Raw genomic sequence first — 23859 nt, forward strand, 5'->3', positions numbered from 1 at the left:
CGGTCACCTCTCCTTCTGCAGTACGGACAGCGCGGCGATGAGTTCGGCCTGGGGCTCCGGATGGACGTCGAGGGCGTCGAGCGGGGCGAGGCGGCGCTCGCGTTCGGTGTGCATGACACGGTCCAGGTGGTCGGTGAGCAGTCGCCCGCCACGGTCGCGTAGTCGCAGGGCGCCGTGGGCTCCGATGCGCTCGGCGAGCCCCTCGCCCGCCGACCTGGCCCGCCGGCCGCCCAGCAGCGCGGTGGCGACGAGCGCGGCGACCGCCTCGACGTCCGGGACGGCACTCCGGTCGAGGTCGCGCAGTTCGTCCTCGGCGTACTCCTCGAGCTCGCGCCGCCACCGCCGTACGGCCATCCCGATACGGTGCTCAACGCTCTCCTGGGACGGGTCGCGGGCTGTCAGTCCGGGGGCGTCCGCTGCGGGTTCGCGGCGCCAGGCGTCGTCGACCCGTTCGTCGGCGGCGGTCACGGAGCAGAGCAGGAGGGCGCTGAGGCTCTCCACAAGGGCGTCGAGGAGTTCACCCGCTGAACAGTCGAGCGGGAAGGCCCGCCAGCGCTTCAACGCGTCCCCGGCGAGGACGGCACCGGCCTGCAGCCGCCCCCGTACGCGCGCGTGCTCGCTGTCGTAGGCGCTGTCGACGGCGGCGGTGAGCCGTAGTGCGGCCGAATACTGCGCGGCGGCGGCGCCGGCCAGCTCGGGCATGCGGGACTTGAGGGAGTCGAGGACGCCGTACGCCGTACGGGCCATGGCGTGCTGGCGGCTGGCCGGGTCCTGCGCCTGCTGGATGAGCCAGGCGCGCAGCGGGGCCACCGCCGTGGCCGGAAGCAGCCCACCGCCCCAGGCGGATTCGGGCAGTTCGGGCACGGTGAAGCGCGGTACGTCGCCGAGGCCGGCCTTGGTGAGGAGGGCGCCGTACTGCCGGGACACCTCGGACACCACCTGGTGGGGCACCCGGTCGAGGACGGTGACGAGAGTGGCCCGGTACTCCTTGGCGGTGCGCAGGAGGTGCCAGGGGACGGCGTCGGCGTAGCGGGCGGCCGTGGTGACCATGATCCAGATGTCGGCGGCGCAGATCAGTTCGGCCGCGAGGACGCGGTTGTCGGCGACGAGGGAGTCCACGTCGGGGGCGTCGAGGAGGGCGAGCCCGCGCGGCAGGCTCTCGGCGGTCTCGATGCGCAGCACGCGCGACCCGTCCTCGCCGGGGAGCAGCAGATCGTCGCCGGAGTCCTGTCCCGGCTCCTGTTGGGGCACCCACACGCGCGTGAGGTCGGGCAGTACGCGCATTCCGCTGAACCAGTGGTGGTCCTCGGGATGGCAGACCAGCACCGGTGTCCGGGTAGTGGGGCGCAGGACGCCGGCCTCGCTGACCCGGCGTCCTACAAGGGAGTTGACGAGGGTCGACTTACCGGCCCCGGTGGAGCCGCCGACCACGGCGAGCAGGGGTGCTTCGGGTTCTCTGAGGCGGGGCACCAGGTAGTCGTCGAGTTGCGCGAGCAGTTCGTCGCGGTTGGCACGCGCGCGTGGAGCCCCGGCCAGGGGCAGCGGGAAGCGTGCGGCGGCGACACGGTCGCGCAGGGCGGAGAGTGCGTCGAGCAGCTGAGGCCGTACGTCCAAGGTCACCACATGTGAAGAATGCCCAATTTTAGGGGAATTTTGAAGCATATAGGCATGCCTGCGCGCCGACGGAACACAAGGGACGGAAGGGACGACTGGGGCGTAGGCGCAGTCCAGGCATAACGAGTGCACAACACCCGATGCGCCAGACGGCAAAAGCGGTGCACGATTCGTACCTGCCTGCGATTATCAGGACCGCTTCACCGAACCTCCACATTGAGCCACGGAGGCGAAGCAACCAGGACAAGGACCCGGGAGCCCTATCCTTGTCTGCGGCAACGTCACGGCCGGCCCACACCCGGGCCCACCACGACCGAGGCCACCACACCCGGCCCCCGTAGCTCAGTGGATAGAGCAGGCGCCTTCTAAGCGCTTGGCCGCAGGTTCGAGTCCTGCCGGGGGCGCCATTGCTATACCGCCAATTCGCCGATGTTTTCGCAGGTCAGGCCGCGTTTGGGCCCCTGTCCGCACGAGAGGGACCTGAGTCCTCCGTCGAGGGCTCAGTCCGGCTGACAACGGCCAAATCCGGGCTTCTACGGGTGTCTGTCCCACATACGTCCCACAAAATCGGAGCGCCTGAGCCCTCCTCCCAGGCCCCGCTCACACACGCGAAAGCGGCCTCGGACCCGCTGTTCGCGGGCCGAGGCCGCTCGTCACGCCGCCGCTGGCTGAAGGTCTTCATCCTCCTCGAGGAGCTTGAGGTAGTCGTTCAATTGGCCGGCGATACAGCGTGCGTAGATGGCGAGGAGTACCGGCACGCTGTTACCAGCCCACTCGGCGACCTGGGCGGGCGGGATGCCCTTGTTGAGCCACGTCGTCAGGCAGGTGTGGCGCAGGTCGTACACACGCTTGCCCATCGGCGTCTTGAAATCGCGCTCCGAGAGGACTTCCTCGCGTGCCTTTGCCCATACGCGCCGGAACACTGAGCCCGCGAGCATGCCGCCCTTCTCTCCTGGGAAGAGGAGGTCGTCCTCCCCAAGGAGGTACTCCTTGATGATCTCGCGAAGGATCCTGACAAGGAGTGGGCGGATGGGGACGAGGCGCGTGTCGCCCTCGCCACGCCCCTTGAGGTCTCGTTCTTCATGGACTTCACCGGTGTCGGTCCACTGGCTTCCGACTTCCGGCTGAGCTTCGTGAACGAGGAACTCGCCCCACCCAGTCTCTGGCAACGTGGCGTCCCCGACACGCAGGGCAACTGCCTCCTCGGGGCGAAGTCCCGAGTAGTAGAGGGTGGCGAAAAATGCCCGGTAGAGGCGTCCGCGTCGTGGACGCTGGCCTATCCAGTCCAACATCTGCGCGATCAAGTCGCGGTTCAGCAGGCATCGCTTGTCGATGGCCTGCGCCACCTTCGGGGCAGTGCGTTCCTTGCCCTTCGGAAGCGGGTTCTGCTTCAGGTAGCTGTGCCTGATGGCGTAGCCCATGACCAAGTTCATGATCCGATCATTGCGCGTGACCGAGCTGGCGGCTGCCGCAGTCCCGTCCAAACGCGTGCCTAGCGCGGTGACGACCTTGTCCACGTTCTCGGTCTTCTCCCAGGCGCTCATCGGGAGAGAATTGCGCTTGACCCAGTCGAGGATCGTCTGCACCTCGGCTGGAACAGGCTTGTTGGGGTCATTGCGGCGGTTGACGTTGAAGGCGTACTCCCGCAGCGCCCTGCGTACCTGCACCGGATCGAAGTGTGTCGGCGGCGGTGTGCGCAGCAGAGCAATGGTCGTGGGTGTTAGCGCCTTGGCCATGTTCTTGCGCGTGTTCCCAGAAGCGCGCGGCCACTTCCAGTCGACGTACTCGATGGCGAATTCGAACCACTTCACCTCGGCTGCCTTAGACGACCACGAGACCGGCCGTCCGATCGCGATGTCGAACGGCTCACGCTTCCGGTGCGCGGCCATGAGCTTCGAGCGTTCATCGTCGGCGACGGCGTACTTCTTGTAGGTCTTGCTGTGCTTCTGGGTCGCTACCTTCCAGCGGACGGTGTAGGTGCTGCCCTTGGCTCGCTTATTCGTCTCAATCGGGTAGAAACGAACGTCCAACGAGCTGGTGTCCATCAGGAAGGGTCCTCGCAATCAATGAGCCAGTTTTCAAAATCGCTGCGCCGTATTCGCAGAGAGCCGTTGGGGAGCCGGATACAACGCGGCCCTCGCCCCTTCTGACGCCAGTCGTAGAAAGTGCTGCGAGCAATTCCCAGCTCGTCGCACACCTCATCGACGGTCAGCTTTGCCCCAGGTCGCACTGCTACTGCCACAGCGCTCCCCTGTTATCGCAGCGTGTAACGAGGGCGGTAGCGGTGACTACGGGGGATGCCAAATTGGGGCGAAAAATGGCAGGGGGTATCGCGGATCGGCACATGCGGTAGGGGTTCCTAGCGAAAGGGCGCGCAGGGCGACGGAGCAGAATCAGCAGCCCTGGTTCCCCGCCATCTTGGCGGAGCATCGCTGTCTTTCAGCGAGCAGGGGCTGTGCGTCAGGGCAGCAGTAGCCGAGAGCCGCGCATTTCCTCCTCGTTTCTTTGCGACACGGTCAACTGCGTCCGCCACGGCTCCACCGCCAAGCGCAACCGCCGCGAACACCCTCAATGGTCTTCACGATCGCCGGTTTGGCTAACCGGCGATCGTCGGCTATGTTGCGCCATCGCCTGCCCAGGACCGGCTCGAAGTCATGCGCTTGGCATCAGCCCATCGAGACTCAGGCTCAGCCTGACGAACATGCGCCTCGCGCGTGGTCCGAAGGTTGGCGGCAACCTACGCCCGGCAACCAGGGCTGAAGTTTCGGAGTTGAACGGGCCAGTCGCAATAAAACAAGCACCTCGCCAAAGCCGCCGTCGAGCCGCTCATAGGCCCTATCTCCCTGGGGTGTTGTACGTTGACATAGCCCCAGACCGAGTTCCAGTCTTTCGAGGATCATTCTCGTCTGCCGTGAGCGAATGGGGCCAAGTCCGTTGGGACGCCATCGAAGCGTCCAACGCCTGGCTGCGCGTCGCCAGGATCGCGGCGGAGGAGGTCGGCGACAGCAACGTCCAAGCCTGGATCCTGGCCGAAGACGCGCACGCGCTGTTCTACTGCGGTGATCTCACCGGAGCGGCCCGCGCCGCGCCCAAGTCTCCAGCGTCCAGCCCACCGTCGGCGCAGCCGTGGCCGCTCCGCTGGAAGCTCGGGCCCACGCCGTCATGGGAAACCGCCGGGAAGCCGAGGCCGCCCTCGGCCGGGCGGAAGATACGCTGGCGCACCTGCACGGAGACGACACCGCAGAGTCGGCGTTCGGCTACAACGAGGCCCAACTGCGCTTCCACCAAGTCAACGCCCTCACCCACCTCGGCCAGACGGACCGTGCCCGGGAAGCACAGCAGCGAGCTCTCCAGCTCTATCCGGCAGATGAACATCTCGACCGGTCCCTGATCGAGCTGGACGCCGCCATGTGTCTATTCCTGGACGGCGAGCCGGCCGGGGCCGCCGACAGTACGGCGGAGATCCTTCGAAAGCTCCCGGCGCAGCACCGTTCCGGGATTATCTTGACCAGGGCCTGCCAACTCGAAGGACTGCTCTCCACTATCCCCAGCGGACACCGTTCCGTCCGGGTACTCCGCGACGTACTCGCCCCACTCCAGCAAGGCAAGGAAAGCCGCCGTGAGCGAACTCACCGTGACTCGTGCCGAGTCAACCGATGTGCCGTGCATCGCGGAACTCGTAGCGGACATCGAGCAGTACTACGGCGGCGCAGTCGAAGGCGAGCTGCCCGACCGCGTCGGCCGACTGCGGGACATGCTCTTCGGAGATCATCCGGCCGCCTCCATCCTTCTGGCGCGGATCGGCGTCGACGTGGTCGGTATGGCCTCCTTCTCGCTGCTCTGGCCTGCCGCAGGTGACAGGAGCTCGCTGTACCTCAAGGAACTGTTCGTGCGGGAAGCCCACCGCCGCAGCGGGGTGGCAAAGGCCCTGATGACACAGCTTCACGAGGTCGCCGCCCAGCTCGGATGCAGCCGGATAGAGTGGACCACCGACCGCGACAATCCCGATGCCCAGAAGTTCTACGAGGCACTTGGTGCGGCCCCGCAGGACACCAAGATCTTCTACCGTCAGACCGTCACTCCGGCATAGATGCTTCAGCCGGAAATTGCCTCCGGGTCGGCACTTGGCCATGGCGTGGGGACCGACCAAGAGGTAGCAGCCGGGCGCGCTTGCTCCACCGGCCACAGGCCCAGGAGGGAATTCACAGGTGACCGTGCGCACCAACTACTTCCGTGTACTCGTCCAGGAGCGCCGCTGAACCTACGAAGCCTTGTGCATCCAGTGGAAGAGGGCGCGCGCGGAGCTGGCGGAGAAGGACAGCGACCCGCGCCTGACCGGCGTCGACCTTCCCCGCCGAACCTTCGACCGGTGGATGAAGGGCGAGCTCAGCGAGAGAGGCCCGCGCCCGGACTCCGCCCGTGTCCTGGAGCATCTTTTCGGCATGACGACCGCGGTCCTCTTCGGACCGCCCCCGGACCGCAACACCGCCCGGCGGCCAACTGGTGTTTCCCCTCCCGTTCTCACCAGTGGCGGATGGGGAAGCCCCGGTGAGATCCTCCTCCAGGCGCAGGAGCTGACGACCAGCAACACCGATCCCGCCCTGCTGAGTCTGGCGGCTGAGTCGATCGAGAGCATCGTCCAGCGGTACGAGGACCAGGGCCCACAGCAGCTCGCGGGTGAGGCGCGGCTGCTCCGTAGGATGGTGCGCACCCTCCTTCTCGGTCGGCAGAGCTCCGGACAACGACAGGAGCTCTTCGGTCTGGCAGCCCGGTCGTCCGGCCTGCTGGCGTACATGGCCGTCAACGCTGGCCACGCCGACGTGGCTGAGGCGTACTGCGTGGAGGCCGAAGCGTTCGCCGACCAGGTCGGCGACGTGGGGGCGAAGATGTGGGTTCTGGACACTCGGGCCCTGAACCTCTACTACGTCGGCGAGTACGCCGCCTCCGACGCAGCGGCTGCTCAGGGGATCGCGCTGTCACCGCAGAGTCCGCAGGCGATCAGGCTCTGGGTGAACGGCCGCGCCCGCGCCCTCGCCAGGCAGGGGGACGCCCGCGGAACTGTGCGAGCGATCGGGCGAGCACTCACCTGAGCGACCAGCAGCAACACCTTCCCGGCGGTGTCACCTCCTGCATCTCCTTCGAGGCGTACAGCCCCGCTCGTACGCTCGCCAACGCCATCACGGCCCATCTGTCGACCGGCGATGTCGCGAAGGTCCTTGAGTACGCCGGGCAGATTGAGGACTTGGTCGAGCAGTCGCCTTCCCAGTGGACCCGGACACTTGTGTCCCTGGCCGTCGCTACCGCGTTGCTGCGGCAGCGTCGCCCCGACCTGGAGCAGGCGTCGTCTCTGGGCACCCGGGCCCTTCACACCAGCGGCAGCACGCCCATCCATTCGGTGTGGCAGCGCGCTACCGAACTCCTCCAGCACACGGGAAAGTGGCAAGCCGAGCCCGTCGTGCGCGACTATGCCAGTGAACTGGCGGCACTGAACTACCAGCCGGCCGTCCAGGCGCAACCCGACCCGCCACCGTGACCGACGGCCCGAGCTACCAAGGAGACTTCTGGTGATGAGCCCGCTGATCGACAACAGCAGGGCCTTCCCCGCGGCGCCGCCTCCCGATCTGGACGATCCCCGGAAAATCATCTCGAACGACTGGGACGCCTTCCGTGCCGTCGAGAGGATGACCGACCACTGGGACCGGCCTGGGTGGCCCCCGGGTCACCGGGCCTACTACTGGATGCTGGCCTTCCCCGAGGAGCCGGAGCTGATCGCCCAGGCACGTTCGTGCCAGCAGGCCCTGGCCGATCTGGACATGGACGAGGTTCCCCACGACGGTCTGCACATCACCATGAACAAGATCGGTAGCTGCGCGGACGTCGAGCCCGGCACGGTGGACGCGCTCGCCCAGCTGGCAGACGGCACGCTTAGCGGTGGGTTCGAGATCCGCGCGGAGCCCATGGCGGGGTCCACGGGGGCGATCCGGTTCAGCGTTACGCCCTGGACACCGCTGGTGGACCTGCACGCCGCCCTTCACCGCGCGGGGCAACGCGTCGGCGTCCCAGGCGGAAAGTCGAGCAGTCACTTCCGCCCTCATCTCGGAATTCTCTACAACAACCGGGCCCGGACCGCCTCACCTGTGATCGACGCTGTGGCCCTTCTGAGGAACCGCCCCTCCGTCACGCTCCCGATCAAGCGGGTCCACCTGGTCGAACTGCACCGGGAAGTGCGTACGTACCGATGGCATGTCCTGCACAGCCTGGCCCTGCCGGGCCGGTCGCCCGCCCTCTGACTCCAGCGGCGCAGCTGGTACGGGGGGATTGGGGACCGGGACGTTCCGGTGCCCAATCCGTCGGCTCAGCTGTGCCACGCCACCCGCATGCTCCGGGCCTTGAGGGCGATCTCGGCCGCCGCCTCAGACCGGGTTTCGGTGCCACACCTCGGAAAGTCCTCTGTAGCGGATTGTGTTGCTTCGTTGACGTCCTGTATCAGTCCGCAGGTTGTCGTAGGGACGTGTCAGAGTTGAAACTGATGGTCGCCCGGGTGTCCAGGCTGCAGGGAGGGACGTAGGTGCCGCAGTTTGACGGTTCCGATTCGCTGGGGTCGTTTGATCTTGATGGTCTGGTGGTCGCTGACCGGCTGAGGCTGTTCAACTTCACCCAGCGTGACGACGCGGCATCGTATCTGTGGGTGCTGCGGGCGATGAACGCATTGCGGGCGGTTCACCAGGTGCAGGTGCACACCAGCGACGTGGCGGCGACGTTGGAGGACCTGGCTGCCGGCCACGCCGACGTTCCAGCCGTTGCCGATCTCAATCTGCGGGCGATGCTGGACGTCCTGGCCGGGGACCGGGACCGCGAACGGGACGGCGGCCGGGTCCTGTGCCGGGTGGAGGATGCCGCTCGGGCGGGAAGTCTGGCTGCGTACCGGAACCGGCAGTCGGTGTACCAGTTCACGGAGATCGGCTACCGGGCCTATATGGCGGTGGAGGATGTGCTCGGCGCTCGCGTGGAGGACGCCAACCTGTCCCGGCTGGTGTTCGCCGACATCCTGGCCGATCTCAAGGCCCTGGCCGCCGCGAACCTCAGTGCGGACCGGGAAGAGATCTACCGCAAGCTCTCCCGGCTGGACAGCGTGCTGGATGACATGGCCCGTCGGGCCGCACGGTTCTATCTGACGTTGAATGACGTGGCGCGGACCACGGACATCTCTCCGGAGACGTTCCTGCGGCACAAGCACGCCCTACTGGCACACATGAGCGATTTCTCTGCTGAGCTGGAGCGGTACGCGCCGCGCCTGGCTGACGCGGTACGCGCGGTGGAGGACAGCGGGATCGAGACGCTGCTGGACCGGGCAGCGGAGGCAGACGAGCGGCCGATGATGCGGCCGGAGGCCCGCCGGGAGGACTGGCGGCGGCGCTGGGTTGGGCTTCGCCAGTGGTTCCTGGCCAGTGAAGTGGCGGATGCGAAGGCAGAACAGTTGCAGGGGGCGACGCGTACGGCGATCTCGGGTGTGATCGCGTTGCTGCGGCAGGTCACCGAGTCGCGGCGGAGCGGGGTGAGCCGCACGACGCAGTTGCGGCATCTGGCGGCCTGGGTCGCGGGGGCGCCGGACGAGCAGGCGGCGAACGCGCTGATCGCTGCGGCGTTCGACCTGCGGTCGGCCCGGCATCTGGGCGGGGCCCATGACGACGGTGAGCAGATCTCGTCCCGTTCCACGTGGTGGGACGCTCCTGGCGTCGAGGTGAGCATCAGCTTGTTCCGGCATGGCAAGCGGCCCTCCCCTGGGGGGCCGCAGCCGATCCGTACGGAGCGCGGAGCGCGCGCCCGACTGCGGGAGAAACAGCGGGCAGTCCGGGCAGCTGAGCGGGCGGCGGCCGAGCAGCTGCTGGAGCACGGTCCCCATGAGCGGGTGCTGGACGAGGCCGAGACCCGGGCGGTGCTGAAGCTGCTCACCCGGGCACTGGAGGCCCGGACCGTGGTCGCGGGGCAGCTGCGGTCGGCCACCGGGACGAGCGATGTGATGACGCTGCGGCTCATCTCCAGCCAGACCGGCAGTCGGCTGCGCACTGTGCACGGCACGCTGGTGTTGCCCGGCTTCACGCTGGAGCTCGCCCCTGCCGGACCAATCCGGCACGGCGCGGCGGAGGCGGGCTGATGGCCACCGTCCACCGGGTCGCTGCGGCGGTGGAGCCGGCGCAGCTGGGCTCGTACCAGGAGGCCGCCCGGCTGGTGTTGCTGCACAGCGTGATCAGCGAGGGCCACCCTCGCCCCGGGGCGCTGGCGGTGGTGCTGCGCTGGGCGGACGAGCTGGCTGAGGACTTCCGCTCGCTGTTCGGCTACACCCTGCACACCACCGCCCGGCACGCGAGGCTGATTCGGCGTCTGGATGTGTTCGATGGCAGCCAGGCGATCGTCGCGGCTAACAGCGGCCGGAGGCCGTTCGACCGGCGACGGTTGGCGTACCTGTGTCTGGTGCTGGCGTGCCTGCACGGTTCCCGGGTCGAGATCGCCCTCGCCGACCTGGTGAAGGACTTCAGTCCGCACGCCAACGCCATCGATCACCTCGGCTTCGACCCGACCGCCCCTGGGCACAAGGACGCCATCGTGGACGTCATCGACTGGCTGGTGCAGTACGGGGTGCTACGCGTCTCGGACGGTTCGACCCAAGCCTGGGCTCGAGATCCGGATCGCGGGGACGCCCTGTTCGACATCGACCATGAGCTGTGCAGCGCACTGTTCCGTCCCGGCAAGCCCCTGCAGCACCTGACGAGCGCCGCCGGATTGTTGGAGATCCCAGCCAGCGGTGTCGGCCGCGATGCCCGCCGCCGGCACGGCGCGCAGCGGGCGCGCCGCGCCGTCATCGAGCATCCGGTGGTGTACTTCGCCGACGCCGACCCGGAGACCGCCGCCGCACTGCGGCAGCCCACACTGGCGGAGGATTTGGTGCGGCTGACGGGATTGCAGATCGAGCGCCGGGCCGAGGGCATCATGCTCGTCGACACCACCGGTCACTTCACCGACAGGCGCTTCCCGGGCCGTGGCGGCGCGGTCAACCGTACGGCCGGGCTGCTCCTGGCCAAGATCGCCGACCTGCAGGAAGACCCCGACCGGTCCCGCGAGCTGAAGCGCATGCGACCGCCGGATCCCACGGAAGAGCACGCCGACCTGCTCGCCCGTATCGACCTGGCGCTGCCTCACGCCGGAACTCTGGACGCTCTCGCGCTGGACGCACCCACAGCCGACAGCAGCGCTTCGCCGGAAAGAGCCGAAGCCGATGACGCGGTGGCCGAGCCGCTCCGGGTCGTGGAGCTGCCCCTGGTCGAAGACGCCCGCCTGGCCGAGATGATCAACGAGCTCTATGAGGAGTTCGGTCCGGCCTCGTTCACCAACAAGTGGCAGGCCGACCCGCGTGGCCTGCTGACCGAGGCACTCGTCCTCCTCGCCGATCTGCGATTGGTGCACCCGGTGCCCGGCGGCGTGCTGGTCCGCCCGGCCGCTGGCCGCTACCGCAACATCACCGCCGTCCTGCCCCATCCGAAGACCGACGGGCAGTTCGCATTCGACTTCTCCGCTGCGGAGGACACCTTCTGATGACGATGCTCGCCGAGCCCAGCCCGTCTGGCGACGCTCCGACCATCCGCTTCAAGCCCACGCGCGCCGGGATCATCGGCCTGTGGGACTACCGGGACGAGGAGTTCGTCTTCGCCGACGGCCGTCTCGTCCTGCGCGGCCACAACGGGTCGGGCAAGACCAAGGCGCTGGAGGTGCTCTTCCCTCTGGTCCTCGACGGCAGCATCGACCCGCGCCGGCTGGATCCGTTCAGCGGCGAGGAACGCACGATGAAGTCCAACCTGCTCTACCGGGGCCAGGAATCGGCATACGGGTACGTGTGGATGGAGTTCACCCGCACCACCGCTGACGGCGAACTGCTGGAGGCGGTGACCGTCGGCCTCGGCTTGCTGGCTCAGAAGAGCAAGGAGCGCCCGGGCCGCTTCTTCTTTGTCGCCGAGGGCCGGATCGGCGTGGACTTCGGCCTGCTTACCGCCGATTCCCGGCCGCTGCGCAAGAAGGAACTGGAGAAGCTCCTCGGCCCGGACACGGTCAAGAAGACCGCTACCGAGTACCGGGAGGCCCTCGATGACCGCCTGTTCGGTCTGGGCCGTCAGCGCTATGCCCAGCTGATCAACCTGCTGCTCCAGCTGCGCCGCCCGTTGCTGGCCAAGGACCTCGACCCGGACAAGCTCTCCGACACCCTGACGGCCGGGCTGCGGCCCGTCGACGATGCCTTGATCGCACAAGCCGCACGGGATTTCGAGAACCTCGCCGAAATCCAAGCCGTCCTGGACTCCCTGACCAAGGCCGATGGTGCCGTCCAGGACTTCCTGCGGGACTACACGGCCTACCTGCGGGCGCACGCGCGGGACCGCGTCGAGCAGATCAACGCGCGCCGCGAAGCCACGACCGGTCACTGCGACAAGATCGCCACAGCGGCCCAGGACCGACGTGCGGCGGACGCGGCCCTCCAGGCCGCGAAGTCAGACCGGGACGAGGCTGCGGCGAAGCGTAAGAAGCTCGGCGCCCACGTGGAAGGGCTGCGCAACCACGACGCGCTGCAGCAGAAGCGCGGGCTGCAAGAGCTCCGTGACCGCGTCCGTGGCGAGGGCAAGGACATCGCCAGCACGGAAGGCCGCCTGGAGAAGATGCGGCAGCGCGTGGCCCGCCTGGCATCTGAGGCAGACGGGGTCGAGAAGGGACTCGATCAGCTGCGTGGAGCAGCCGACCGGCACACGCAGACTCTGTTGTCGGCAGGGCAGGCCGCCAGTCTGGTCACCGACGACGACCCGCTGGACCTCACCGTTGATCTTCTGACCCAGGTCGAGAGCCGGGCCACGGTGCGCCGCCATGACATCGGTGAGGTGCGCGGCTACCTGGACACGGCCGAACGCGCTGCCCAGGACCAGCGGCGCGAACAAGACCGGTTCGACTCCGCCGACAAGGAGGTCACGGACTACGACGCCGCCTGCACTCAGTCCGCCGACATTCTCGCCGCCGCCCGGTCCGATGCCGACGCCGAGCTGCGGAAGACGATCGGCCGCTGGACGGGCACGGACCCGACCGCCGTCCTCATCCCCATGGACGCGCCGACTCTCGTCGACGCGCTGGAAGCCGTCGGCGAGCCGGATGCGCCCGCGCTGCCCGAGGTCTTCCGTTCACTCACCGACGAGCGCCGGACCAGCGCTCTTTCCCAGCAGGAATCCCTCAAGCGCCGCCATACCGAGACGCAGGGGCAGCTCGCGGCGGTCCGCGCCGAGCGCGCGCAAGTGGCCGCCGAACGAGATGACGCTCCTCCCGCCAGCGACCTGCGCCCGGCAGACCGTAGCGATCGTGCCGGCGCCCCACTGTGGCAACTCATCCGCTTCGCCGACCACGTGCCACACGAGCAGGCCGCGGCGGTGGAAGGTGCCTTGTATGGGGCGGGGCTCCTCACAGCCTGGCTTCACCCCCACGCCGACGCCACCGTGCAGGCGTTCACCGACACCGAGTCCGACGGCTACCTGCTGCCACTGCCGACTGCCCAGCGCCCCACCGGCCAGACCCTGGCCGACGTCCTCGTCCCTGAGGAACAGTCCCGCGTCCCGGCCGAAGCCGTCGCCGCGGTCCTGGCCTCGGTGCTTCTCACCGACGACCTCTCCCCCGACATGGGCGACACTCCCGCAGTGAGCACCCGAGCGCAGTTCACCCTGGGGATCCAGCTCGGCGCCCACCCAAAGGCCCGGCCCGAGTACATCGGCGCCACCGCTCGCGCCGCCCGGCGCCGCGAACGCCTGCACGCCTTGGACCAGACGATCAACGAGCTGGAAGACGACCTCGCCGACCTGGTCACCGCGCAGCAGGCCGCCGCCGAGACCGTGGCGGACTTCGACACCGCTCGCCAGCAACTGCCGCCCACGGCGTCGATCGCCAAAGCCGTCCGTGACGTCGAGGTCGCCGCCGTCCAGCTCGCCGGCGCTCGGAAACGGCGGGATGCCGCACACCGGGCCCTCGATCTGGCCATCGCCAACACCCACGACAAAGAGCGCCAGTTGCGCCGCGCCGCCACCGCGGCCCGCCTACCCGCCCAGCGCGAAGCACTCGCCGACGTCGAACGCGCGGTCAACGATTTCGTCACCGCCGGCAATGACCTCCACACCACGCGATCCTCCATACGCGGCACTGAGAAAGATCTTGACGACCGCCGTGCGAGCATCACCGAGCAAAGCCAGGACTATGCCGAACAGACCGAGGCGCTGACCACCCGCAAGGCCGACCACGAGGCCCTGGTGGAACGGCTGCGCACCGAGGAAGCACTGCTGGACGCTCCCTTGCGCGATCTTCAAAGGCAGCTCGAGGAAGCCCAGAGCGCGCTGGAGGAAGCCACTACGGCCTACGACCAAGCCGACGCGGAGGCACAGGCGCAGCAGACCCGCCTCACCACCGCCGAGAACGCCCTGGAGCACATCAGCGAAGCCCTCACCACAGCCCTGGACGAACAACTGCGTACCACCGCCGGCCTCAAGCCATACACCCGCCCCGACCTGCTTCGCCTGCTGGAAGCCCCCACCGACACCCCCTGGACACCCGTCAGCGCGTGGCCCACCGCCGAACAGGCCGCCGCCCAGGTGATCACCCAGCTCACCGCGCATCCCCCGCAACTGTCCCCGGATGACGCCGCCCGCAGCGCCCTGCCGTCCACCACAGTCACGCTCCTGGACGCCGTCGATGCCGCCACCCACGGCCGACGGGCCACCGAGAACGTTCTCAAGACCACCACCACGAAGATCTCGACCGCCCTGACCGACCTCGAAAACGCGCTCGCGGAATCCGATCAGGGCTACCACCTTGAGTGGGAACCGGACGGCGACATCATCCTCGCCCGCGTCTCCGACGCCGAAGGCCCCGCCCCCGTCGCCGAGTTCGGCCGCCGCCTGGCCGAGCAGGTCGCCGACCAGCACATCCTGCTGGAAGACCGCGAACGCACCGTCATGGAAGACGCCCTGCTGACCGGACTGGCCCAGCAGATCCACTCCCGCACCATCGACGCACGCAACCTGGTCAAGGCCATGGACGCCGACACCCGCGCCAAACCCATGTCCTCCGGCACCACCGTCGGCATCCGCTGGGTGCAGTCCGACGCGCTCACCGACGAACAGCGCGCCGTCAACCAGCTGCTGAAGAAGGACGCAGCCGCCCTGGGCCCCGCCGGGCTGGCCGAACTGCGCTCCCTCCTACGCGCCCAGATCCGCGCCGGCAAAGCACGCGACCGCCGCAAGACCTACCAGCAGATCATCGCCGACGTCCTGGACTACCGCTCCTGGCGCACCTTCGAACTGCTGCTGTCCCGGCCCGGCGAGAAGGAGGAAAAACTCACCCGCTCCAAGCACAGCGAGATGTCCGGCGGCGAGAAATCCGCCTCCATCCACCTCCCGCTGTTCGCCGCCGCCCACGCCCAGTACGGCTCCGCCCGCCCCACCTGCCCCCGACTGATCGCCCTCGACGAAGCCTTCGCCGGCATCGACGAGCAGTACCGCCCCGATCTGCTCGCCCTGACCGTCAAATTCGATCTCGACCTGTTCATGACCGGCCACGACCTGTGGGTCACCTATCCCACCGTTCCCCGTATCGCGCACTACGACATGAACTACGACAAGGCCAGCCACACCGTCTCCGCCATGCTCATGCTCTGGGACGGACAGCAGATCCTCGACGACCTCGGCTATCCCGGATCCGATGAACTGGCTGCCTCCCTCCTCGGCTTCACGCCCAGCCGGCATGCCCGCGCCGCTGACGGCCTGCTCGCCGGCCTGGACGACCACGACACCCCAGATGATCAGCCGGACGACGAAGCGGACGAGGCATGACCACCCCTGTGACAGCCAGTGAGCGCTACCTGCAGCCCGAATACGCACGCCTGCTGGCAGCCGCACGCCGCTCACTGGAACGCACCGGCGGACGCCTCGACGGCACCATCAGCGTCAGCACACCGGACGACACCGAACGCGAAGCCCTCATCGGTCTCACCGGCACCTACCGCCCACCCGGCACCGCAAAGATCACTGTCCGGCTCGCCGACCTCGACGCCGCCATCCGCACCGCCACCGGGTCCCCGCTCGCAGACCTTCTCACCCAAGTCGGCGGACCGCTGCGCAACCGCCCCGCCGAGAAATCTGCCCTCCAGCACACCCGCACACAGCTCCTCGCCCAAGCCGAGGCCAGCCCACTCCACGCCAGACACCCCTGGTACCGGGCCTGGTTGAGTGACCTCGCAACCGACGGAACAGTGACCACCCTGATCAACAAAGGCGACACACCAGCACTCGCCCGCGCCATCCGGGTCCTGGAACACCTCGACGCCCGCCCCGCCGACACCCCGCCGCTCATGCTGCCCGCCCTCGCGGAGACCGCCACCGGCGACACAAAAGCCCTCAACCACGGCCGCGGCCCTCTGCCCAACCTCGTCCTACGTGCCCTGACCCACGCCCACAGCGTCCCCCTACCGTCCACCGCCGAAGAACGCCGGGAACTCTGGGACGCCTTCGACGTCATCGTCGACGACCTCGCCAGTCGCGTCCTCGTCCTCAACCTCCCCGCCCACGGACAGGGTCTGGGCGAGTGGCTCACCGGTGCCGCCACCTACGGAACCCCCTTCCACATCACCCTCCACCAACTGGTCACCCTGCCCATCACGGTCAACCTGCCGACCGTTTACGCCTGCGAGAACCCAGCCGTCCTGCGCCGCGCCGCACAAGAACTCGGCCCCGACAGCCCGCCGCTGATCTGCGCAGAAGGCCGCCCCTCCACCGCCTTCCACCGCCTCGCTCGCGCCATCACCTCCGGCGGCGGAACCCTGCTGTACCACGGCGACTTCGACTGGCCCGGCATCGACATGACCAACCACCTCATCGCTCGTCACAACGCCCGCCCGTGGATGATGACCGCAGCCGACTACAGCACCGGCATCGCCCAGGACGACGACCACATCCGGCTCGGCGGTAAGCCGCAGTTCACGCCATGGGACCCAGAACTCGCACACGCCATGAAACACGCCAACCAGGCTCTCTACGAAGAGGCCGTCGCCGACGCCCTCCTCAACAGCCTGACGGCATCCGGGCCTGGAAACTGATCCGCCTGCGCGATTCCGAGACAGAGCAAGTCAGCACCGCCCGTCAGAGCCGCTCGCACAGGGCATAGGTGCCCCCGCGGAGTGCCGAGGGTGGCAAACAATTTGGTTGCTGGCGAAAGGCGCTGCCTGCTGCACTGACGGTATGGCAACGACAATCACCAGCGAGACACGGACCGCGTTCCGCCGACAGGGGTTCGTGGTGATTCCCGGCGTGCTCACCGGCGAGCAGATCACCGAAGGGCGCAAGATCGTCACTGCGCTGCTGGAGCAGCATCCCTTCGCCGACGATCACGTCGGACCGTATTTCCTGTGGCCACGCTTCGCTGCGGAGGGTCATCCGCTGCTCGACTTCTACCGCGAGACCGGCATCGGGGAGCTCGCCGCCCAGCTGCTGCGTTCGGATCTCACTGTCGAAGACCCGAATTTCGCGCAGGTGGCGACCACGATCCCGCCCTGGCCGCACCGGCCGGGCGGCCCGCACGTCGACGGCCTGACGCCGTGCGAACCGGACGGGCGCCCCGGCTCCTTCTCGCTGCTGGCCGGCGTGTGGCTCACCGACCATGACCGGCCACACCAGGGGAACCTGTGGATCTGGCCGGGCACACATCTGCGATTCGGGCAATACCTCGCCGAACGCGGTGCGGATGCCCTGGCACAGATCGAGGAGATGAATCCGGGCCCGTACCCGAAGATCGAGCTCGGCGAGCCGCTGCAGGCGGTCGGCCCCGCCGGCAGCGTACTGTTCGCGCACTACCTGCTCGCCCACAACATCGGCGACCACGACGGTACGGCCGACGGGCGGCGGCGCGAGACGGTGTACTACCGGCTCCACGCGGCCAGCCACCGGGAGCGCTGGCAGCAGGTGGTCACCAACCCACTCGCCGAATTCCGCTCATAGGGAGCGGTGCAGGGCGTCCAGGCCGGCGTGTGATGTCCGTCAACCAGGTCCGGTTGGCCTGGGCCCTGTCGAAGCTGTAGACCTTCCACCCGACTCACCTATCAACCCGCCCGTGCAGGTGGGTCCCGTCCCCCAGCCTCGTACGGGGCGGGCCATCCCTGGAGAGCCTCGGCTGGCGACCTCGACCTCGTCAACGCCATGACGAGGACTGGCCCAGCCCGAGGTTGGTGCGGCAGCTCGTCTGCGCCCTGCCACCCGGGAGGGCCGCACGGGATCCGGGGTGACGGTCCCGTAGGACGACGCGTTCCACATCAACCGGATGCAGATCGCCACTATGGAGACCGTACGGTCCGCGCACACCTGATTCTGGACCGGACGCCGGCGTCCCGTGTGTCGAAAAGCCTCATGAGTCGGGAAGCGATGGTCACGGCTTCAGCGCCACGCCCCCGTACATGGCGACGTCTGAGTCCTTGACGTCCTTCTCAGTGCCGGCCGGCCGCCATTTGTGCACGAGCGTCACTCCCGGCTCGACCAGCTGCAGGCCGTCGAAGAAGGGCTGGACTTCGACCTTGGTGCGGTTTCGGGCGGGCATGCCACGTTTGGTGTATTCGGCCACCACGGTGCCGATCGGTTTCGGGCTGGAATCCGTGGTGACCGTGGACATCGCCAGGAAGCTCCCGGGCGGTAGCAGCTGCAGGTAGTGCTTGACGAGGTCGTATGCCTTCTGGTCGTCGAGGACGAACTGCAGTACGGCGATGATCGACAGCGCGACTGGCCGGTCGAGGTCGAGGGTGTCGGTCAGCTCCGGTGCGCGCAAGATCGCATCGGGGTCGTTCATGTCGGCGTGGATGTAGGCGATGCGGCCCTCGGGGGTGCCCGTGAGCCGGGCTCCGGCGTGCGCGAGGACGATGGGATCATTGTCGACGTAGACGACCCGGGCGCCGGGTATGACCCCCTGGGCAATCTCGTGAAGGTTCGGGGAGGTGGGGATCCCAGTGCCGATATCCAGAAACTGGTCGATACCCTGCTCGGCCAGATATTGCACGGCCCTGTGCATGAACTTGCGGTTTTCACGCATGGATATCCGCAGGTTGGGCCAGCCAGCGAGCATCTGATCCGCTGCTTCACGGTCGGAGGGATAGTTGTCCTTTCCTCCGAGTATGTAGTCGTAGACCCGCGCTGAATGCGCAATGCTGGTATCGATCTCAGGAGGTTTGTACGCCAGAGGTCGATGTGTCCAAGTCATGTCATCGGGCATTCACGTACTCCTCCTGATTATGCGCATTGGAACGCTGTGCATCGTGGATGTAAGCCGTTCTGGCATGCTTCGCCCCGGTTCTTGCGCCTGGACCCGAGTGCCGTCAGGGGGACAGCAGACTGGCCTGCCCTGCCTCCCAGCCCTGGGCGAAAACATCGAGCTCGATCTGCGTGAAGATCAGCGCCGGCCCTTCCGGGTCGGTGGATTGGCGGACTGCGAAACGGCCGTCGGGCAGTTTCCTGACCTCGACGCAGCTACCGCCGTTGCTTCCGCTCCATGGCTTGTGCCAGCCTTCCGCCCCTAGCGCCCGAACGGCGTCGTGTATGCGATCCATGGGCTAGAGCTCCTTGCGAATATCACCGAGAAATTCCGCGGTGCGTTGTACGGGTAGGGCCTGCGCGCACATCCGGTCCAGGGCCTCCTGGTAGGTCGTGACATCGTCGTACTCGTCGAGATACACCGCGCCAACGAGATTCTCCGCGTAGACGATGTCCGATATCTCCTCGTGCGGGAACCGGAAGACATGGAATGGTCCGTACATGCCCTCGTGCACGCACAGCCCGAACGGCATGATCTGGAGTTTGATGTGCGGCAGATCGATCACTTCGATAAGGCGGTCGATCTGCATCCGCATCACATCGGGCGCAACCATGGGGCGGCGCAGCACCGTCTCGTCCATCACCACCCACAGTTCGGGCGGTTGGGACCCGCTGAGCAGTTTCTGACGCTCCATGCGGACGGCGACTCTGCGCTCCAGTTCCTCGTCCGCACCGCGGAGGCCGGCACGCAGGACGGTCCGCGCGTAGTCCTCGGTCTGGAGCAGCCCGGGGATGTAGTGCGGCTCGTATGCCCGGATGAGGCTCGCCTCTTCCTCCAGGCTCACCATGGCGCTGAACCAGGCGGGCAGCGCGTCCCGGTAGCGGTGCCACCATCCCGGCTGATTGGCCTCCTTCGCCAGGGCGAGGAAGGTCTTGGCCTCGTCTGCGGGGACTCCGTATGCCCCCAGCAGGGTCTGGATGTACGGGAGCTTCCACTTGACCTTGGCGAGTTCCATCCGGCGGATCGTCAGGGGGGTGACATCGAGCACGAGTGCGGCGGCGTCGAACGACATCCCGGCGCTCGTCCGTAGGTCGCGCAGCCGCCTGCCCAGGACCATCAGGCGGACGGTCGAGGCGCCAGTCGCAGACTGAGCTGGGGTCACGTCCCGCCTCCTCGCACAGCATCCATAGGAGGAGTGTGCCACTCCGGGTGATACCGACTCCCCTGGCCATGTCTCCGTGAAATTATCACGGAGCACCTTGCTTCGTGACCATGTCGGCGAGCATAGTGGCGTGGTGACCGCGTTCACTCAAGCGTGGCAGCCGACAGGCACGCAGACCTGGGCACCAGGTCTGCGCGCGAAGCCCGCATCGGATGTCCCACCTGCGGTGCAGACCTGTCCCGCTGCCGTACGGCCCTGGCCCGGGACTGCATTCACGCCGTTGCGGTTCGGCCCCTGACACGGCCACGTGCGGAACTCGCCCCCCATCGTTAGGAATCAGCCGTGGCACTCACTGACATGACGTTCCAACGGGCTCCCTCCACCCCGGACTTGTCCTTTGGACTTCCGGCGCACGGAGCCTCCGTCGGTGAGGCCCGGCGCCGTGTCCGCGCCCACCTCAGAGATCAGAGTTGCTGTGAGGACACGTGCGAGACCGTGGTCTTGCTGGTCAGCGAACTGGTGACCAACGCGGTGCGGCATGCCCGGGGCCCTCTGGTGAAGTGCTCCGTCGGGCTGGAGGCGGGCGGGGTCCGTATCGAGGTGGAGGACCAGGGCGAGGTTGGCACCCTGGTCGCGCTGCTCCAGGCTGCCGCCGACGACGTGCACGGCCGCGGTCTGCACCTTGTGTCAGTGCTCTCACAGGACTGGGGGGTCCGGGAGCGAGACGGCGGTCCCGGCTGCGTGGTGTGGGCTCTTGTGACCGCCGAATGAGTACGCAGGAGGCGGCGGACCGGGATGGCGTGGACCGCATGACGTGCCGGATGTGAGCGAGGGGCGGGAGGTAATGACAGCGGAGAGTCGCATGAAGGGCCCTGATCGCAATGGCCGCGGCGTTAAGCCGCCCAGGACCATGCTGGCGGCTGCTCGCCGCGAGATGCTCGCCCTGGGAATGGATGCCGGGCAGATCGCCGCCGACTTTGTGCGCAACCACGGGCTACGGCCGCGTGCTGCGTACCGGCACGCGCATGGATGGACCCAGGAACAGGCAGCCGAGCAGATCAATCTCCAGTCCGCGGCGACGGGCGACAGCGCCGGCGGACAAGCCACAGTCTGGGCAAGCCAAGTCTCCGGGTATGAGGCATGGCCTCACGGCGGACGTCGGCCCCCAGCCAAGCATCTGCGCTGGATGGCCCTCGCGTACCGCACCGCGGTCCGCAACCTGCTGGATGAGCAGGACCGTGAGCACTTCCCCCCAGACGACCTGCGCAGTCTCGCCCCGGACGTTTCACCGGCCATCATCCGCCTCCCCACCAGCCACTCGCACGCAGGAGCTGCCGGTCAGGACAGACAGAACCCGGACACAACGAGGGACATCCACGTTGGAGACCACGTGCGTATACCGCGCACACTGGAAGTCTTCGACGAATGGGACCAACTCATGCGGCGACGGACCCTCCTCACCGCTGGCGGCACCTCTGCCATCGGCATGCTCGCGCCACAGCTCATCACGTCCCCGCCCCTCACCATGCAGCCCACGGCCCCCGAGATCTTTCACCTGCGGGCCCAGCTCACCGACAGCTACCGGCAACTGGACAACCTCCTGGGCGCCGCCGCCGTCTACCAACAGACCCTGGACCACCACCGCCAGCTGGTGGCGTGGCGGCGTGCGGTGCCCGCCGCCGAACGGCCCCGCGCCGCGATGCTGGTCGCAGACTCCGGCGCCCTGATGGGCTGGCTGAACACGGACTTGGAGCAGTACGCCGAGGCGGGCAACTGCTACCGGGAAGCGGCCCAGGCCGCTGGCGACGCCGGTGACGCGAGCATGTACGCCTATCTCATCAGCCGGATGAGCCGGGTGCTGAGCGATTGCGGACTACATCGCGACGCGCTCGGTTTCGCGAACGCGGCCAACCGCGCTGCGCGTCGCGCCCATCCGGTGGTGCGCTCCTGGGTGGCGGTCACCCGCGCCTACGTGCACGCCTGCCTGAAAGACGAGTGGTCCTGCCGCCGCGATCTCGACGCGGCCGAGCAGTTGCTGGACACTGCGACGGCCGATGGGCAACCCCCGCCGGCGTGCGTGAACTTCTTCGACGCGGTCCACTTGCGCAAGTGGACCGGCTACTCCCTGATGCGGCTCGGGACGGTCCGTTGGACATCCGCGGCGCAGGCAGCCCTTGATCAGACCGCAGCCCAGTGGTCGGGAGACTTTGTGCGCGGATCGGCCGAGGTGAGCACCGCGTGCGCCACCGCCCGGATCGCCCAGGGCGAGATCGAGGAGGCCGTCCGGTGGACGCGCCGGGCGTACGACGTGGCCGCCCGCACCAGCTCCGCACGCAACTTGCGCCGGGTCCACGAGGCCAGGGCCCGGCTCGCCCCGCACGCCCGGACGCGAGCGGTCCAGGAGCTGGACGAGTACCTCCTCACCATGGCGGGTAGCGTCACCGGGTGACGCGCCGGGACGCAGCCCTCCTCATCGCGCTCGGTGCGATCTGGGGTGCGGTCTTCCCGCTGGCATCCGTGGTCCTGCAGGAGTTATCAGCGCCCATCGTGGTGGTAGCCCGAACCGGCCTGTCCGCGCTGCTGCTGGTACCCCTGGCCCTTCGGGGCGGCGCTCTGGTCCGCGAACTACGCCGCCACCCCGCTGCGCTGCTGATCGCCTCCGTGCTGCAGATGACCGTCCCGGTCGTGCTGCTCACCGTCGGACAGCAGCACGTCAACGGCGGGCTGGCCGGGATCCTCCTGGGCACCCAGCCCGTATGGGCCACGGTGCTCACCGCCGTGATGGACCGCCGGCTCGGCTCCGGGGCGGCGATCGGAGTCACGCTCGGACTCACTGGCACCGTGCTGCTGTTCTGGCAGGACCTGGGCGGCGGTTCCGCTCCAGCCCACGGAGTCCTGCTGGTCGCTGCCGCCGGCGGGTACGCAGCCGGAGCCGTCTACATCCAGCGGGTTCTGCCGGACGTCCCCCCCATCACAGTCGCCGCAACCGCCCTGGGCCTGAGCTGTCTCCTGCTCGCGCCCACACTGGCGCTGGTGCCCAGCCGACTGCCCAGCCCGGCAGCCGCCGGGTGGCTGATCGTACTCAGCACGGTGGCCACCGGCGGCGCCCTGCTGCTGTTCTACCTCCTGATCGGCCGCATCGGCGCCGTCCGCGCGAACCTCGCCGCCTATCTGGCCCCGGCCTTCGCTGTCCTGTATGACGTGCCCCTCGGACATCTGCCATCAGCCAGCGCCCTGGCCGGTCTCGCCCTGATCCTCATCGGTTCCGTCATGGCAGCCCGCACCCCCGTTCACCAAGGGGAGCCGTGCCCGAGTATCTGACCTCACTGGGGTCTCCCGTAGTGCCGGTACCCACAAGGCATGACGTTCCGGTTTTGAACAGACTGGCCAATCCCGAGTCCAGCAGTCCGGAACCGGCGACCAGTAACGCCGAGCACCACGATATCCAGGAGAACGCCGAACGCCGCAGAAGAAACCCCACAAGCGGCAGTCCACCGACACTGGGTATCTCTATCCGCTCCGCATCCTCCGCGTTCTGTCCAGTAGGCGGAGGGCGCTACGAGCACCTTGGCTAAGTTCTCGCACGCGACTCCCACATATTGCCAGGTCACAGCCTTTCAGATTGTTAAGTTGACACCCCCGTTCCAGTTATGGACTGCCCCCCAAGCCAAGGCAGAGAATCAGACAGTGCCGAAGAAACAAGAGCTTCACAGCTGATGCTTTTGCTA

19 protein-coding genes and 1 tRNA gene are annotated in these 23859 nt (G+C 67.8%); 13 read left to right on the plus strand and 7 right to left on the minus strand.

Annotated features, from left to right (window positions below; translation table 11 throughout):
- Positions 1–3 precede the first annotated feature (3 nt).
- Positions 4–1623 (minus strand): dynamin family protein, encoded by a 1620-nt coding sequence (locus tag ABZ855_RS31155; protein ID WP_360812509.1) that lies wholly within the window; start codon positions 1621–1623, stop codon positions 4–6.
- Positions 1624–1945: 322 nt separating this feature from the next.
- On the opposite strand from ABZ855_RS31155, the gene ABZ855_RS31160 reads away from it, so the two are divergent.
- Positions 1946–2021 (plus strand) — tRNA-Arg (locus ABZ855_RS31160).
- A gap of 246 nt (positions 2022–2267) precedes the next feature.
- Here ABZ855_RS31160 and ABZ855_RS31165 read toward each other — a convergent pair.
- From ABZ855_RS31165 to ABZ855_RS31175, 3 genes are all read right to left on the minus strand, one after another.
- Positions 2268–3659, minus strand: coding sequence for a site-specific integrase (locus ABZ855_RS31165; RefSeq protein WP_360812511.1), 1392 nt, complete (start codon positions 3657–3659; stop codon positions 2268–2270).
- Positions 3659–3856: a helix-turn-helix domain-containing protein gene (locus tag ABZ855_RS31170; protein ID WP_319112242.1), complete on the minus strand. Its 198-nt coding sequence runs from the start codon at positions 3854–3856 to the stop codon at positions 3659–3661. The genes ABZ855_RS31165 and ABZ855_RS31170 overlap by 1 nt, the downstream gene beginning before the upstream one ends.
- 809 nt (positions 3857–4665) lie before the next feature.
- Positions 4666–4989 (minus strand): hypothetical protein, encoded by a 324-nt coding sequence (locus ABZ855_RS31175; RefSeq protein WP_360812512.1) that lies wholly within the window; start codon positions 4987–4989, stop codon positions 4666–4668.
- Positions 4990–5233: 244 nt separating this feature from the next.
- On the opposite strand from ABZ855_RS31175, the gene ABZ855_RS31180 reads away from it, so the two are divergent.
- The 9 genes from ABZ855_RS31180 to ABZ855_RS31220 all read left to right on the plus strand — a co-directional run bounded on the left by ABZ855_RS31180 (position 5234) and on the right by ABZ855_RS31220 (position 17672).
- On the plus strand, positions 5234–5704 hold the full coding sequence (locus tag ABZ855_RS31180; RefSeq protein ID WP_360812513.1) for a GNAT family N-acetyltransferase: 471 nt from the start codon (positions 5234–5236) through the stop codon (positions 5702–5704).
- A 181-nt stretch (positions 5705–5885) separates the two neighbouring features.
- Complete coding sequence (locus ABZ855_RS31185; RefSeq protein WP_360812515.1) at positions 5886–6704, plus strand: hypothetical protein; 819 nt, start codon at positions 5886–5888, stop codon at positions 6702–6704.
- 152 nt (positions 6705–6856) lie between these two features.
- A complete protein-coding gene (locus tag ABZ855_RS31190; protein ID WP_360812517.1) occupies positions 6857–7147 on the plus strand; it encodes a hypothetical protein in 291 nt (96 codons plus the stop codon).
- A 34-nt stretch (positions 7148–7181) separates the two neighbouring features.
- A complete protein-coding gene (locus ABZ855_RS31195) occupies positions 7182–7904 on the plus strand; it encodes a 2'-5' RNA ligase family protein (protein WP_360812519.1) in 723 nt (240 codons plus the stop codon).
- 332 nt (positions 7905–8236) lie between these two features.
- Positions 8237–9769, plus strand: a complete 1533-nt coding sequence (locus tag ABZ855_RS31200) for a TIGR02677 family protein (RefSeq protein ID WP_360812521.1) — start codon at positions 8237–8239, stop codon at positions 9767–9769.
- Positions 9769–11205: a DUF2398 family protein gene (locus ABZ855_RS31205; RefSeq protein ID WP_360812523.1), complete on the plus strand. Its 1437-nt coding sequence runs from the start codon at positions 9769–9771 to the stop codon at positions 11203–11205. Before ABZ855_RS31200 ends, ABZ855_RS31205 begins: the two co-directional genes overlap by 1 nt.
- Positions 11205–15512, plus strand: coding sequence for a TIGR02680 family protein (locus tag ABZ855_RS31210; protein WP_360812525.1), 4308 nt, complete (start codon positions 11205–11207; stop codon positions 15510–15512). The genes ABZ855_RS31205 and ABZ855_RS31210 overlap by 1 nt, the downstream gene beginning before the upstream one ends.
- Positions 15509–16774 (plus strand): TIGR02679 family protein, encoded by a 1266-nt coding sequence (locus ABZ855_RS31215; protein WP_360812527.1) that lies wholly within the window; start codon positions 15509–15511, stop codon positions 16772–16774. The genes ABZ855_RS31210 and ABZ855_RS31215 overlap by 4 nt, the downstream gene beginning before the upstream one ends.
- A 142-nt stretch (positions 16775–16916) precedes the next feature.
- Positions 16917–17672 (plus strand): phytanoyl-CoA dioxygenase family protein, encoded by a 756-nt coding sequence (locus ABZ855_RS31220; protein ID WP_360812579.1) that lies wholly within the window; start codon positions 16917–16919, stop codon positions 17670–17672.
- 424 nt (positions 17673–18096) lie between these two features.
- On the opposite strand, the gene ABZ855_RS31225 is transcribed toward ABZ855_RS31220, so the two are convergent.
- The 3 genes from ABZ855_RS31225 to ABZ855_RS31235 all read right to left on the minus strand — a co-directional run bounded on the left by ABZ855_RS31225 (position 18097) and on the right by ABZ855_RS31235 (position 20131).
- On the minus strand, positions 18097–18930 hold the full coding sequence (locus ABZ855_RS31225) for an SAM-dependent methyltransferase (protein WP_360812529.1): 834 nt from the start codon (positions 18928–18930) through the stop codon (positions 18097–18099).
- A 103-nt stretch (positions 18931–19033) separates the two neighbouring features.
- Entirely contained in the window at positions 19034–19264 is a 231-nt protein-coding gene (locus tag ABZ855_RS31230; protein ID WP_360812531.1) for a DUF397 domain-containing protein, read from the minus strand.
- 3 nt (positions 19265–19267) lie between these two features.
- Positions 19268–20131, minus strand: coding sequence for a helix-turn-helix transcriptional regulator (locus tag ABZ855_RS31235; RefSeq protein WP_360812533.1), 864 nt, complete (start codon positions 20129–20131; stop codon positions 19268–19270).
- A gap of 357 nt (positions 20132–20488) precedes the next feature.
- On the opposite strand from ABZ855_RS31235, the gene ABZ855_RS31240 reads away from it, so the two are divergent.
- The 3 genes from ABZ855_RS31240 to ABZ855_RS31250 all read left to right on the plus strand — a co-directional run bounded on the left by ABZ855_RS31240 (position 20489) and on the right by ABZ855_RS31250 (position 23452).
- A complete protein-coding gene (locus ABZ855_RS31240) occupies positions 20489–20902 on the plus strand; it encodes an ATP-binding protein (protein ID WP_360812581.1) in 414 nt (137 codons plus the stop codon).
- 619 nt (positions 20903–21521) lie between these two features.
- Complete coding sequence (locus ABZ855_RS31245; RefSeq protein ID WP_360812535.1) at positions 21522–22580, plus strand: hypothetical protein; 1059 nt, start codon at positions 21522–21524, stop codon at positions 22578–22580.
- Positions 22577–23452, plus strand: coding sequence for a DMT family transporter (locus tag ABZ855_RS31250; protein WP_360812537.1), 876 nt, complete (start codon positions 22577–22579; stop codon positions 23450–23452). Before ABZ855_RS31245 ends, ABZ855_RS31250 begins: the two co-directional genes overlap by 4 nt.
- Positions 23453–23859: the final 407 nt, after the last annotated feature.

Origin of the sequence: Streptomyces sp. NPDC047042, assembly GCF_040644035.1 — a bacterium.
Taxonomy (GTDB): Bacteria; Actinomycetota; Actinomycetes; order Streptomycetales; family Streptomycetaceae; genus Streptomyces.